The following is a 13,423-nucleotide window of genomic DNA, read 5'->3' on the forward strand; positions in this document are numbered from 1 at the left end:
TTATTTTTATCTGTTTTTCTACTTTATATTATTTTATACCCCTCCCTATAGTTAAATGGAAAATGGTTTCGACAAGAAATCCATGTTTTTTATTATATTTATTTCTGCTCTTAAACCTTATTTTCAAAACATTAACACTCATGATAAATTATGTTGCCAAGCTTTTGTCACTGCTATGCTTTTGTTTTTGCCTCACTTCCTGTCTTCGGGACAAAAAGGAAACAGGGAATTTGAAGAGGCAGGATCATTGTATAAAAGGAGAAGATAAAGTAGAGCTACATCTTCGGGAAGTATCGGTAATAAATCATAATTCTGTCAACAGTTACCCTCTGCTTATGGTACACGGGGGAGGTCCCGGCGCCATAGCTTCGTTTGACCTTAATGTGCCGGGCGGATCGCTGGCAGCTGATCTTGCACGCAAGGGCATTAAAGTATACTTGTTAAATATAAGGGGCTGGGAGAAATCCACACTTCCGGATTATGATCTTTCCGACTCTGCACTGGTCACAGGCAATTATAAAGAAGCCGCAAAAGACATCAATACGGCCATTGATTTTATCCGAAAACAGGAAAACACCGAGAAGGTCTCGTATTTCGGGTGGGCCACCGGAGGGCATTGGGGCGGTTATTACGCGACCAGGCATCCCGAAAAGCTGGCTCACTTTATTTCTCTGAATTCCCTGTATGGTGTGAATGCACCCTGGGAATTAAAACAGTATTTTCAATCAGATGAAAATCCTTTAAGATTTGACAAACAAGGATTTTTCCGGAAGTCGACAAAGGATGTACTGACCAGGCAATGGACCTCGACCATTCCACTAACCGATGGGGACGAGTGGCGGGATCCGCGCATCGCGGATGCTTATGCTGAAACTGCTGTAGAACTTTCATCGCTAAAGGACACCATGATCGTACCCGGCGGATACCGGGAAGAAAGTTTTTATATGTCTAACGGTAAAAAATACTGGGATGCCGGAGATATTACTACTCCTTCCCTAATTATACGAAGCGAACTGGATTTCTGGTCGAGGCCCGAAGATCTGGCTGCCATAGACAACGACCTTAATATCAATAAAAAACGAGTTGTAACTATTCCCGGAACCCATTACCTCTTTCTTGACCGTCCCGAAAGAGGCCGAACCAGACTGATCGAAGAAATTGCGAACTTTATCCGGGAAGATTGACAAAAAACACCCGTAGCCTTCAAAAACTATGGGTGCTTCTATATACTTTTCCGGATGAATTTTTTACATCTTTTCGTACATTTCCCTTAATTTTTTCCGGGTAATGATCTTCTGCCAATCTTTACCCAAGGCATTTTCCCATAGCGGGACCATTCCCAGGGACACCTTGATCATGGTATCAAATTCCGAATCTGTGAGATTAGCACATAAACCTCCGGGGATCTCTACCCCGTGTCTGTCCACCATCTTCTTAAACTGTTTCACGCCCTCCGGATAAAATTCCTCCAGGTGATTAAAAACAATACAATTTCCCATACCATGCCGGGTACCTAGCAGATAAGACAGGCCATAGCTCATGGCATGGGCCACGCCTACCTGTGAATAGGCTATACTCATCCCGCCGTGCCAGGAAGCCATCATCAGTTTATCACGGGATTCTTCTTCGGGCAACGAGCCATTGAAAAAAACCTCATTACACAATTCCAGGGATTTTTCACCATAACTCTGGCTGAAAGCATTCAGATAGGTACCCGTTAGGGATTCTATACAATGAATATAACAGTCCATCCCGGTATAGAACCACTGGTTTAAAGGTATTCCCACACATAGGTCCGGGTCCAGCACCACCTGGTCAAAGGGCGTATAATCCGAATTAATACCCAGTTTTTTCTCCGGGCCGGTCAGCACCGTAGTTCTCGACACTTCGGCACCCGTGCCGCTAATGGTAGGAACCCCAACATGGTACAGTGCCGGAACCCTTACCAAATCCCATCCCTGGTAATCTGCAGTACTACCGGGGTTGACAAGCATGATGGATAATGCTTTGGCCAGGTCCATTAAAGTTCCTCCACCAATGCCTATAATGCCGGAAGGCAACCGCTCAAATTTTTCTGTTATCTGATCCCTTAGGTCATCCACCTGAGATGTCTTCGGTTCTGTCCCGGCATTGACAAAGATAATTTTGTCATTATAATTTAGCGGTATCCTTTTCTCCAGGTCGGTATTTTCAAAAATATCATCTACTAAAAAGATAAACGGTGAACTGGTATCAGTACGTTTTGAAGCAATTATTTCTTCCAACTGGTCAAAGCTGCCACGGCCAAAGACAACCCTGGGCACCATAGGAAAATTTCTAAAATTCATACATTTTGCTTTTTGTGTTCTATTTATTCAATTCTTCCCCATCATCCTTTCAATATATCTTCCCTAAAGACATTTTGGAGATGAGGTCCTTAAACCTAAAACTTCTTGTAAGGGATATAAATAATTCCCAAGAAACACAGATAACAAATAAAAAGCGAAACCTTTCGTGCTTACATCGGTGGCAGGCGCCGGTAATATCTGTGTTAAAGGTCATTCCGAAAAAAGGTTTATTAAAGTCTTTAAAAAACCCGGAAGTGTTCTTTCCGGTCCTTGTTATCTAGGTCCGATTTTCTGACCACTACAAAAAATTTAGTATTTCCTTAATGTTATTAATAGTTTTGTATCCGCCGTTATTTTCACCTTCCTTTACCATTTCGTGTACCCATGTGGTGTAAAAAGGTACATGAACCGCATATGCCCCTATATTCATTATGGGCAATACATCCGATTTCAAAGAATTCCCGACCATGAGAAATTCTTCGGGTTTTATTTCGAGGTGCTCCAGCAGATTCCGGTAGTTATCTTCTTTTTTGTCACTGAGTACTTCTATATGATGGAAATATTCAGAAAGGCCGGACCGTTCCATTTTCCGTTCCTGATCCAGAAGATCTCCCTTGGTAAGCACTATAAGCCGGTATTTGCTGCTGAGTGCATGAAGCACTTCGTCCACACCATCGAGTAACTCCACGGGTTTTGAGATCATCTCTTTACCAAGATGCAGAATTTCCGATATGGTTGCGGTAGCTATTTTTCCATTGGAAAGATCTATGGCACTCTCTATCATAGACAATACAAATCCTTTAATACCATAACCGTACAGTTCGAGATTTTGCATTTCCATTTTAAACAGTTCCTGGTCTATTTTATTCTCTGTTTCGTAATGCGACAACAGCCGGGCAAATTTCTGTTCGGCTTCCCGGAAATAGGTTTCATTTACCCAAAGAGTATCGTCTGCATCAAAACCAATTACTTTAATGTCCTCATATTTTATTTCCATACTTTTTTTGCTCGTTCCAGATCTTCGGGAGTATCTATTTCTATTCCTTCAATCCCGGTTTCCACCATTTTTATTTTTTTTCCGTATTCCAGGTAACGTATAGCTTCTATTTTTTCGGAAGCTTCGAGTGGCAGCATGGGCAGGTGATAAAAGTCCATTATAGCGCTTTTCCTGAACGCATATATACCTTTGTGTTTAAAATACCTCGCACCTACTTCTTTTGCCCGGGGGTATGGTATGGGGGAACGCGAGAAGTAAAGTGCAAAATTACGATTATCAACTATGACTTTTACGATATTGGGATTACTTATCTCATCCCAGTCTTTGATCTCTGTCATAAGAGAAGCCAGGTCTATTTCTTTCTCCGGATCTTCCCGGAAGACTTCCACGACCTTACTGAGGCTCTCCCTCTCGGTAAAGGGTTCGTCTCCCTGTACGTTGACCACAATATCCACCCCAAGGTTTTCAACCGCTTCTGCTATCCTGTCGCTTCCGCACTCGTGTTCCCGAACACTCATTATGGCTTTACCTCCGTTAGCTGTAATTTCCTTATAAATAATATCACTGTCCGTGACTACAAAAACGTCATCGAAAAGTGCGGTTTTCACCGTTGCTTCATAAGTTCGCAGAATCACGGGTTTGCCATTGAGGTCCTGCATCAGCTTCCCCGGAAAACGGGTAGCTGCATAACGGGCCGGTATCATTGCTATGATCTTCATACACTAATTGTCGAATAAAACGGAGTTTCTATGCCTTTGCGGGGAAATCCGAAGTTTTTTATACCCTTATTAATTACCTACTCGTTTTGCCCTGTATGGATTTTTTGACATCTCTTTCTTTCAGCAACCGTTCAAATAAACAACGGTTTAGAACATAACAAAAATTGTTTTCACCAGGTTTCTTGGAAAATCAGCTTACTCCCAGCCTTAAGGGAGCCTCATTTTTCTCGATTTGCTCCCTTTAGGGCTGGGTAACAAATTGAGAAATTATCGAAATTAAATTTTTGTCATGTACTAAAAAAGAACAGATACATCCTCTATCGGGGCTTTTAAATCAAAAGGCCAAAAATAATTATTTCCGGTTAGCCGGAAAAATAATTATCATGCGTTTTTCAAAACAAGAAATTTCCGAATGCTTAAAAAAACAGGAGCTCCCCCGGATATCCCTTCATCTCTTAGGGCGTATTCTCTGGTAAAAGCGAAACACTACAAGCAGAATAACGATAACCAGAATAATAGCTACTATGGGAAGAAATATGGAGAGGACCGACATAATTACCGAGATTATAGTTTCTATAGTAGAAACTACAGGGTTACCAATTCCGGCGGTAGTGACGGAGGATGTAAGCCGCGTGGCTGATGACGCTCCTTTAATGGCGGTAGCCGTTCCTCCCCCGGCAATCAGTGCTATGGTCCAGGTCATGGCCGGATTCAGGCCGGCCGTTGTAGAAACCACTGCCAGTGTTCCGGCAATCCCGGCCAAAGGGAGCGCTACGCTATCCAGCAAATTATCTACCCAGGGGATGTAATATGCAAAAATTTCGGCAATGACGGCTACACTCAGTATGATAAGAGCAGGAAGTTCCCCGAGCCAATGCCAGCTTTCATTGAGCTCCCACATACCGAAATAGGATGCCAGACTCAATACAAGTAAAGGCAAAAAAACACGAAAACCAACACTGGCCGCGAGTCCTATCCCCAGAAATATACTAATAATTGTTTCGGTTGTGATCATATTGTTTTTGCCTTTACCTTATCTCAAAAATAAGAAATCATCCTTCTACAAAAAAATCATCTTTAAAACCGATGAGATATAGCTTGTTCTTTGCACGGGTCACGCCCGTATATAACCATCGAAGATAATCGCGATTAATACCGTCCGGAAGATACGGCTGTTCTATAAAAACGGTATCCCATTGTCCCCCCTGGCTTTTGTGACAGGTAATGGCATAGGAAAATTTAACCTGCAGGGCGTTGAAATATTTATTGTTCTTGACCTTCAGGAATTTTTTATATTTGGATGTTTCCTCTTCATAATCAAGCATGACTTCCTGGTAGAGCCTGTTGGCATCTTCATAAGACAACGATGGGGTTTCCGCATGAATAGTGTCGAGTAACAACACGGTTTCCAGTGGAGGCATATCCGGATAATCGACCATACGGACCTTTACTTCGGCAAATTTAAAACCGTAAAGTTCTTTTATGCCGAATATTTCCAGTACTTCTATAATATCCCCGTTAGCAATAAATCCGGCTTCGCTTGTGGCTTTCACCCAGAAATAATTGTTTTTGACCACCATGAGATAATCTCCTGTGGCAAGTTCGTTGTCAAGAAAAAGTATCCTGTTTCTAATCTGCTGGTTATACAGGTTGGCCCTTTTATTGGACCTTACGATGATAGCTGTTTCTTCTTTCCCCTTATTGCCGTATGCCTCGTCTATGGCATTTTGTATTTCGTAACCGTCGGTAAGTCTCACAATATCCTTAAAATCGTTCAGTTCAAACCTGAATTCGAAAACACTGTCTCCGGCAAGGCATTCCCGTATATTGGTAGCATTGTATAATATTCCGGAATGCAGTTGTTGCCGGACCACTTCATCCAATTCTACCTTGTTCACTTCCTTATTATAATGTAAGGAGAGCGTATTTTCGTCCAGAGCAGGGCTTACATCCAGGTTAACGGGAGGTAACTGTGCGGTGTCTCCTATAAGCATCAGTTTACAGTTATGCCCAGAATAAACATAATACATGAGATCATCCAGAAGAGAACCGTTCTCAAACAGTTTGGAATCTCCCGGCAAATCGGGTATCATAGAAGCTTCGTCTACAATAAACAAGGTATCTCTGTGCTTATTCGGCTGCAGGACAAATTTGACCCCACCTCCCTTTTCTTTCTTGGGAAAATATATTTTTTTATGAATAGTAAAAGCACTGGCACCGGCATAAGAAGTGATAACTTTCGCGGCCCGGCCCGTAGGTGCCAGGAGAACGTTTTTTTTGAAATTACCGCGCATATTCTCTACCAATGCTCCTATTATGGTCGTCTTTCCAGTTCCGGCATATCCCTTTAAAAGGAATATTTTATCGTCCGAAACCGAAAAAATATACTCCGATAATTGTTGGAGAGCCATTTCCTGCTTCAGCGTAGGCGTATGTGGGAATGTTTTTATTAAAGTTCTGTAAAATAAAGGTGCATCCATAAAAGCCGCTTCTTTTGCCAAAAGTACAAATTGATTTACGATTAACCAGACCACTGCACAGACAGGTTCTCTTAATATTTCATACTCGTTGTACACATGAGGTACAAACCGGGAAGGGAACTGATTTTTTATTCTCATACCTTAAAAAAGAACAGGAATCTTTTCATATTTTCCCATAAGGAAAAGATAAATATTGCAAGACTTCAATATGCGCAGCAACTTATTTTTAAGAAAGTTCAGAAAAAAGGAATAATTTTTGCATCTTTCCGATATAATATCCAACTTTGGAAAGTCAATCTCATTTTTAATGGGAAAAACTTTTCTGAATAAAAAAAAATTGTAGTTTTGCCTAAAACCTCTTTAAACTAAAATCAAATAGATTAAAATGAAAACAGCGATACAAATTGCTTTATGGCTCCTGAGTATTTTTTTCGCCTACAAAATTTACAGGTCAGTTAGTGATCCTATTGAATTTGACAAAGTGAAAAAAGAACGCTATGCCAAGGTTATTAATAAACTAAAGGAAATAAGGGACGCCCAGGAAGCATACAGGACCGTTACAGGCAAATTCGCCAAAGATTTTAACAGTCTCATTAAATTTGTAGACACTGCTGAGTTCGCTATTACACAACAAAGGGACACCAGTTGGGTAGAGTACGATCCGGTATATAGGATAGATATGCCCAAAGAGGCAAAAATTATTGACACCTTGGGTTTTGTTACGGTAAAAGATTCGCTGTTTAAGAATTCCGATAGTTATAAGACCCTGATGAACATACCTTATGCTGCCAACAACGAGCAGTTTACCATGAAAGCAGGTACTATCAGCAGAAGTGGGTTCCAGGCTTCGGTTTTCGAAGCGAAAGTAGACAAGGATGTCATACTCCACGACCAACCTAAAGATCTTGTAGCCAGAGAAAAACAAGTTATATCCGTAGATGATGTAAACGGACCGGAAATAATTGTAGGTTCTATGGACGAAGTGAAAACAACAGGTAACTGGCCAATGATATATGACTCAAAAAAGAAAGATTAGTACATATACTACAACCAATTATAACGAATTGTCCATTCAGGTAAGCTTGAGTGGACTTTCTTTTTGTATACTGGATGGTTTGAGCAAAACCATTTTTTCACTGGAACATCATTATTTTCCTGAGACAGTAACCCCTCAAATAATGCTTCAGGAAACGGAAAAGCTATTCGGGGAACTTGAAGTACTCAATCAGCCTTTTAAAAAAGTATATGTAATCCATAATAACAACCTGTCGACGTTTGTACCGAAACCACTTTTCAGCAATAAAGACCTCTCCGAATACCTGAAACTCAATGTCAAGATATTTGAGACGGATTTTATGACTTATGACGACATCGGTTCTTTAGGACTTATGAATGTTTATATTCCGTTTGTCAACATAAACAACTATATTTTTGACTGTTTCGGAGAATTCGAATACCGTCATTTTTCCAGTATCCTCGTAGAAACCTTACTACAGGATAATTCCGGAGAAAAGGGTACAAAGATGTATGTTCATGTGGAAAAAGAGCATTTTGAGATCGTGGTGCTTCGGGACGGAAAATTACTGTTATACAATACATTTACATACGGCAACAAAGAAGATTTTATTTATTATATCCTGTTCACTGCCGAACAACTGGACCTCAATCCGGATGAATTTCCACTCTACCTTCTCGGTGAAATTCATGAAGGCGATGCTTTGTACACTATGACATACACCTATATAAGAAACGTACATTTCGGGGATAATCATTGTCGCTATCAACTGGCGGGAGGGATAGAACTATTGGAGCCCCACAAGGAGTTTATCTCCGTAAACTCGTTTTAAAAATGCGCATTATCTCAGGAAAATACAAAGGGAAGCGGTTAATGGCTCCGAAGAAACTACCTGTCCGTCCCACAACAGATTTTGCAAAAGAAGCACTTTTCAACATTCTTGAAAATCATTTTTACCTGCAGGAAATTACTGTTCTTGACCTTTTTGCAGGCACAGGCAATATCAGTTATGAATTTGCCAGTCGCGGATGCCAGGCCGTTTCCAGTGTAGATGCCCATCCGGGCTGTGTGCAGTTTATACAGAAAACATCCCGGGAACTTGATTTCCCCATACGTGCCGTTAAAAGTGATGTATTCCGTTTTCTGGACAGGGCACGTACCAAAACGGATATCGTTTTTGCCGATCCTCCTTATGAAATGGCCCAGGAAGAATTCGCCCGGATACCTGATCTCGTCTTTGCTAATGACCTCCTGGAAGAAGGTGGTTTTCTTATTGTGGAGCACTCCAAATTCACCAAAATGGAACACCTTCCTCATTTCAGCTTTGAAAAGAAATACGGGAATTGTGTATTCAGTTTTTTTGAATGGCCGGATGAGCAGGAAGAAGAAGAAGAAACCGAAGATCAAGTTACAAAAAAATAACATAAAAAAACCGCGGAACATTAAAAAGTTCCGCGGTTTTTCTTAATCGCCTTTCCGATCCTAAAATTCGGACGGCCAGCTATTGTTGGAGATATTTACATCCGGAAGTTCTTTATCCGGGTCTATCTCTATTTTCTTTATTTCTTTATCCGCTTTCAGCAGGTGGGTCCATGCCGCCCCACGCTGCCACACTTCAACAGGAAGTATCTTTCTTTCCTTACTTCCGTCCGCATAAATAACTTCAAAAACTACCGGCATTGGCAGATCTCCCCTGTTACCGAAATTAAGGAGGTATCCCCCATCTACAGGACGAACACCATCTAACGAAAGGTCTATGTTCTCATTACCGTAGAACCAACCCTTCCAGAACCAGTTCAGGTTCTCACCGGCAACATTCTCTATGGTATTAAAAAAGTCTGATGGTTGTGGGTGTTTGTAGGCCCAGGCTTTGATATAAGCCCGGAATGCATTGTCAAAACGTTCATGCCCTAGGATGTATTCCCTGAGTATTTTTAATCCTATGGCAGGCTTGTAATAAGCAACCATACCCAGGTTATGGCTCTGTGCGACATCCGGGTAGGTAGAAATGCTCTCCCGCCCTTTGTCCGTAAGCCAGCCAACCAACCTACGGGCTTCTAATCTGGAAGGATATTCGCCATTGTTAAAGGCCTCTGTACTGTAGTGGTTGATAAAGGTATTGAACCCTTCATCCATCCATGCATAACGTCTTTCGTTGCTACCCACGATCATCGGGAACCAAATATGACCGAATTCGTGATCGGTAACTCCCCATAGTCCGGCGGTCTTTGCCTTATAGCCGCAGAAAACGATTCCCGGATATTCCATACCGCCAACGTTTGAAGCAACGTTTACAGCCACGGGATATGGGTATTCATGCCACATTTTGGAATAGTGTTCAATGGAAGCTTTGGTGTATTCGGTAGAACGTGTCCAGGCCATCTCTCCATCGCTCTCATCTGTGTATACCGATTGCGCCATGGCTTTCTTTCCACTCGGCAAATTGATACGTGCAGCGTCCCATATGAATGCTTTCGAACTTGCAAAAGCAATATCCCTCGCATTTTCCATTTTAAAATGCCAGGTGATCTTACCATCTTGTTTAGGCCGGGTAGTTGAAGTATTTCCTACTTCATCCGGGGTAATAATATAAACGGTTTCATCACTTTCGGAAGCCTTTTTCATCCGGTTCTGCTGTTCTTTGGTCAGCACATCACCGGCATTCACCAACGCTCCCGATCCTACCACGATATGATCGTAAGGAACGGTAACTTTATAATCGAAATCGCCATATTCCAGGTAGAATTCACCGGCACCGAGATAAGGTTCCACATTCCATCCTTTGATATCGTCAAAAACAGCTACTCTCGGGTACCATTGTGCCAGGGAATAAACAACACCTTTATTCATATTAAGACGACCCATTCTGTCCATACCTTTTTCCGGTATTTTGAACTCGAAGTTCATCGATACGGTGGCTTCTCCCCCTTTTGCAGGAATCGGTTCGTTAAAGAACACCTGCATACGGGTATCCGTAATGATATATTCGGAAGATGCTTTTCCCCTGCGTCCGGCTTTGGCTGTTACATCCGATACTTTATATCCGCCGTCTACATCTCCGGAATACCTGTTCCCTTCGATAGGAGTGGTTAAAGTTCCCCTGGAATCCTCCATAAAACGATTCTGATCCATTTGAAGCCAGATAAAGTCCAAAGGCTCCGGACTGTTATTGTGATATGTGATGGTGATCTTTCCTTTCAGGTAATTGGCCTCATCATCCAGTTCCGCTTCAATTTTATAATCGGCACCATTCTGCCAGTATTCCGGGCCGGGGACACCGGAAGCAGAGCGGTAAGTATTGCCCCGGTTATACATAAATTCGTCAAACAGTCCCTGGTTATTGCCATCGGCTTCCTGTGCATATGCACTGACAGAGAAGAAAGCAATAACCACCAGGACTTTTTCCATTAAATGTTTCATCATTTCGTTTGTGGTTTAAGTGATTATTTTCGTTAATTAGAAACTTTCGCGCTAAAATACACAAACATTCGGAGTGTCCCTAGAAGATTTAACAAAGGGTTAACTCAGCAAAGATAATTTTTCGGAGGTCTCCTTTTAACTTCTATTGCTTTCAGTTGCAGACACACAATTTTTAATTCCCTTTTTTCATTTTAAACCCTTTTGTTTCCGAACTATTCACCCCGCCTACCCTAATTACACGCATTGCATAATTTATCTTACTTTTGAAGTATGATTCGAACCTTTACTACAACCATTCTGTTATCCTTGTGCCTGTTTGCCTGTAAAAGGGAAAAACCACAGGTTTCCGACAAAGAGGGTACGGAAATCCGGGTGAACTACGCCAAGGGGTTCCAGGTTACCCGTTTTGACACCTATACCCGGATAAAAGTAACTGCTCCCTGGCCGGATTCCGACGAAAGTTTCACCTATATACTGACGGAAAAAGGCAAATCTGTTCCGGATAGTATAGATTATGATGTACAGGTAGAAATCCCTGTGCAGAGCATCGTGGTAACTTCCACAACACATATTCCTGCCCTGGAAGCCCTTGGGACGGAAGACCTTCTCACCGGATTCCCGGCTATCCGGTACATCTCATCCGAAAAGACCCGGAAAAATGTGGATAACGGCCACATAAAGGAACTGGGAAATAACGAAAGTATCAATACAGAAGTACTCATAGACCTGCAACCCGATGTAGTTGTCGGATTTGCACTCAACGGTAGTAATAAGGCTTACGAAACCATAAAAAAGTCCGGGATTCCCGTTGTTTTTAACGGGGACTGGGTAGAAGGATCCCCGTTGGGCAAAGCCGAATGGATCAAATTCTTCGCCCCTTTCTTCGGTAAAGAATCCCGGGCAGACAGTATTTTTACCCACATCGAAAGCGAATATCTCCATGCCAAAAAACTGGCCGGGGATATTAAGAAAAAACCCACTGTACTAAGCGGCGCCATGCATAAAGACGTGTGGATACTTCCCGGGGGGAAAAGCTGGGCCGCACAATTCATAAAGGATGCCGGAGGAAATTATCTCTGGGAAGATACAGACGATACGGGAAGCCTGTTCCTTAATTTCGAAAGTGTCCTGGACAAAGCTGCCGAAGCTGATTTTTGGATATCCCCTACCTTGTTTACAGGATATGAAGAGCTCAAAGCAACCAATCCACACTACGGAGAATTCAGGCCTTTCCGGAAGAAAACGATATATACCTACAGTAAAACCAAGGGCGCCGGAGGGGGAATGCTGTATTTCGAATTGGGTCCCAATCGCCCGGATATTATCCTGAAAGACCTCATTCACATCTTTCACCCGGAGAAACTTCCGGAATATGAACCTTTCTTTTTTAAACCTCTGGACAAATAAAACAAGTAAATAGTTTGAACCCGGTAAAATCATATAAGATCCCTTTTATATTATTCGGTTTACTCCTTGTTCTGTGTTTCTTTGTAAACATCAGCCTGGGGTCGGTCCGTATTCCTTTCAGCCAGATCGTATCCGTGCTGTTCAACGGAGAAACAGAGAAACAGGCATGGGATTACATTATTTTGAATTACAGGGTGCCAAAAGCTATTATGGCTGTACTCACGGGGTCCGGTCTTGCTGTAAGCGGACTTCTTATGCAAACCCTGTTCCGCAATCCCCTTGCAGGGCCATTTGTGCTGGGTATCAGTTCCGGAGCGAGTTTGGGTGTAGCACTTCTTATCATGGGGGCCTCCACCCTGGGTATCTCCTTTTTTCTGAGCAGCGTGTCTTTTGCCATAGCCGCCACTTCCGGAAGCTTTTTGGTACTTCTTGCCGTAATCTCCGTATCTTTAAAAGTAAGGGATACGATGGCAATTCTCATCATAGGTCTAATGTTTGGCAGCATAACCTCCGCGGTAGTGAGCGTATTGTCTTATTTCAGCAGCGCGGAAAAGCTGCAACAATATATATTCTGGTCTTTCGGAAGCCTGGGAAATACCGGGTGGAATGAGCTTTTATTACTTTCCATACTGGTTTTGGGCGGAATTATAATGAGCGTATTATCTCTCAAAAGCCTGAATTCCCTTTTACTCGGAGAGAATTACGCCAGAAGTATGGGGACCGACATCCGGCGAAGCAGGCTTTTGATCATAGCGGCTACCAGCATCCTGGCAGGGGGGATTACCGCTTTTGCCGGGCCCATAGCATTTATAGGGCTTGCAGTGCCGCACCTTACGCGACAGGTTTTTAATACCACCAATCACCGCATATTATTACCGGCTGTTATTCTTTACGGAGCGGTTTTAATGCTGGTATGCGATGCCATAGCACAGTGGCCAGCCAACGAACATACCTTGCCAATCAATGCCATTACCTCTATTGTTGGAGCACCGGTGGTCGTATGGCTTTTGGTACGCAAACGAAAAATGATCTTTTAACGGAAGGAATAAGAAAAGTCC

The 13,423-nt window shown here is 42.4% G+C and carries 12 protein-coding genes; 6 read left to right on the forward strand and 6 right to left on the reverse strand.

The genetic code is table 11. The annotated features are described in order from the left end of the window. Window positions 1–140: 140 nt before the first annotated feature. Window positions 141–1,184, forward strand: coding sequence for an alpha/beta fold hydrolase (locus ACVBDY_RS03880; RefSeq protein ID WP_447174155.1), 1,044 nt, complete (start codon window positions 141–143; stop codon window positions 1,182–1,184). A gap of 63 nt (window positions 1,185–1,247) precedes the next feature. On the opposite strand, the gene ACVBDY_RS03885 is transcribed toward ACVBDY_RS03880, so the two are convergent. The 5 genes from ACVBDY_RS03885 to ACVBDY_RS03905 all read right to left on the reverse strand — a co-directional run bounded on the left by ACVBDY_RS03885 (window position 1,248) and on the right by ACVBDY_RS03905 (window position 6,523). Continuing rightward, window positions 1,248–2,327: an iron-containing alcohol dehydrogenase family protein gene (locus ACVBDY_RS03885; RefSeq protein WP_447174156.1), complete on the reverse strand. Its 1,080-nt coding sequence runs from the start codon at window positions 2,325–2,327 to the stop codon at window positions 1,248–1,250. Window positions 2,328–2,625: 298 nt separating this feature from the next. Further along, complete coding sequence (locus tag ACVBDY_RS03890) at window positions 2,626–3,324, reverse strand: HAD family hydrolase (RefSeq protein ID WP_447174157.1); 699 nt, start codon at window positions 3,322–3,324, stop codon at window positions 2,626–2,628. After that, the gene (kdsB, locus tag ACVBDY_RS03895) at window positions 3,315–4,043 is read right to left on the reverse strand and encodes a 3-deoxy-manno-octulosonate cytidylyltransferase (protein WP_447174158.1); all 729 of its coding nucleotides are present in this window, start codon (window positions 4,041–4,043) and stop codon (window positions 3,315–3,317) included. The genes ACVBDY_RS03890 and kdsB overlap by 10 nt, the downstream gene beginning before the upstream one ends. A 448-nt stretch (window positions 4,044–4,491) precedes the next feature. After that, entirely contained in the window at window positions 4,492–5,055 is a 564-nt protein-coding gene (locus ACVBDY_RS03900) for a DUF4126 domain-containing protein (RefSeq protein ID WP_447174373.1), read from the reverse strand. Between the two features lie 40 nt (window positions 5,056–5,095). Beyond that, complete coding sequence (locus tag ACVBDY_RS03905) at window positions 5,096–6,523, reverse strand: ATP-dependent DNA helicase (protein ID WP_447174374.1); 1,428 nt, start codon at window positions 6,521–6,523, stop codon at window positions 5,096–5,098. A 385-nt stretch (window positions 6,524–6,908) separates the two neighbouring features. On the opposite strand from ACVBDY_RS03905, the gene ACVBDY_RS03910 reads away from it, so the two are divergent. Genes ACVBDY_RS03910 through ACVBDY_RS03920 form a run of 3 tightly spaced genes read left to right on the forward strand, consistent with a single transcriptional unit; the run spans window position 6,909 to window position 8,960 of the window. Further along, complete coding sequence (locus ACVBDY_RS03910; RefSeq protein ID WP_447174159.1) at window positions 6,909–7,559, forward strand: hypothetical protein; 651 nt, start codon at window positions 6,909–6,911, stop codon at window positions 7,557–7,559. Then, window positions 7,537–8,370: a DUF3822 family protein gene (locus ACVBDY_RS03915; protein ID WP_447174160.1), complete on the forward strand. Its 834-nt coding sequence runs from the start codon at window positions 7,537–7,539 to the stop codon at window positions 8,368–8,370. The genes ACVBDY_RS03910 and ACVBDY_RS03915 overlap by 23 nt, the downstream gene beginning before the upstream one ends. 2 nt (window positions 8,371–8,372) lie before the next feature. After that, window positions 8,373–8,960: an RsmD family RNA methyltransferase gene (locus tag ACVBDY_RS03920; protein ID WP_447174161.1), complete on the forward strand. Its 588-nt coding sequence runs from the start codon at window positions 8,373–8,375 to the stop codon at window positions 8,958–8,960. Between the two features lie 60 nt (window positions 8,961–9,020). Here ACVBDY_RS03920 and ACVBDY_RS03925 read toward each other — a convergent pair whose 3' ends face one another. Further along, window positions 9,021–10,958 (reverse strand): M1 family metallopeptidase, encoded by a 1,938-nt coding sequence (locus ACVBDY_RS03925; protein WP_447174375.1) that lies wholly within the window; start codon window positions 10,956–10,958, stop codon window positions 9,021–9,023. A 270-nt stretch (window positions 10,959–11,228) separates the two neighbouring features. Here ACVBDY_RS03925 and ACVBDY_RS03930 point away from each other — a divergent pair, with 270 nt between their 5' ends. Together ACVBDY_RS03930 and ACVBDY_RS03935 are read left to right on the forward strand one after the other, a co-directional pair. Further along, entirely contained in the window at window positions 11,229–12,365 is a 1,137-nt protein-coding gene (locus tag ACVBDY_RS03930) for an ABC transporter substrate-binding protein (RefSeq protein ID WP_447174162.1), read from the forward strand. A gap of 14 nt (window positions 12,366–12,379) precedes the next feature. Further along, window positions 12,380–13,402, forward strand: coding sequence for a FecCD family ABC transporter permease (locus tag ACVBDY_RS03935; RefSeq protein WP_447174163.1), 1,023 nt, complete (start codon window positions 12,380–12,382; stop codon window positions 13,400–13,402). The last annotated feature ends 21 nt before the right edge of the window (window positions 13,403–13,423 follow it).

It is taken from the genome of Sinomicrobium halophytocola, assembly GCF_052983395.1.

Coding starts and splice junctions, on each gene's coding strand:
- ACVBDY_RS03880 (WP_447174155.1), top strand. CDS start 141: ATGATAAATTATGTTGCCAAGCTTTTGTCACTGCTATGCTTTTGTTTT.
- ACVBDY_RS03910 (WP_447174159.1), top strand. CDS start 6,909: ATGAAAACAGCGATACAAATTGCTTTATGGCTCCTGAGTATTTTTTTC.
- ACVBDY_RS03890 (WP_447174157.1), bottom strand. CDS start 3,324: ATGGAAATAAAATATGAGGACATTAAAGTAATTGGTTTTGATGCAGAC.
- kdsB (WP_447174158.1), bottom strand. CDS start 4,043: ATGAAGATCATAGCAATGATACCGGCCCGTTATGCAGCTACCCGTTTT.
- ACVBDY_RS03905 (WP_447174374.1), bottom strand. CDS start 6,523: ATGGATGCACCTTTATTTTACAGAACTTTAATAAAAACATTCCCACAT.
- ACVBDY_RS03915 (WP_447174160.1), top strand. CDS start 7,537: ATGACTCAAAAAAGAAAGATTAGTACATATACTACAACCAATTATAAC.
- ACVBDY_RS03930 (WP_447174162.1), top strand. CDS start 11,229: ATGATTCGAACCTTTACTACAACCATTCTGTTATCCTTGTGCCTGTTT.
- ACVBDY_RS03885 (WP_447174156.1), bottom strand. CDS start 2,327: ATGAATTTTAGAAATTTTCCTATGGTGCCCAGGGTTGTCTTTGGCCGT.
- ACVBDY_RS03925 (WP_447174375.1), bottom strand. CDS start 10,958: ATGAAACATTTAATGGAAAAAGTCCTGGTGGTTATTGCTTTCTTCTCT.
- ACVBDY_RS03920 (WP_447174161.1), top strand. CDS start 8,373: ATGCGCATTATCTCAGGAAAATACAAAGGGAAGCGGTTAATGGCTCCG.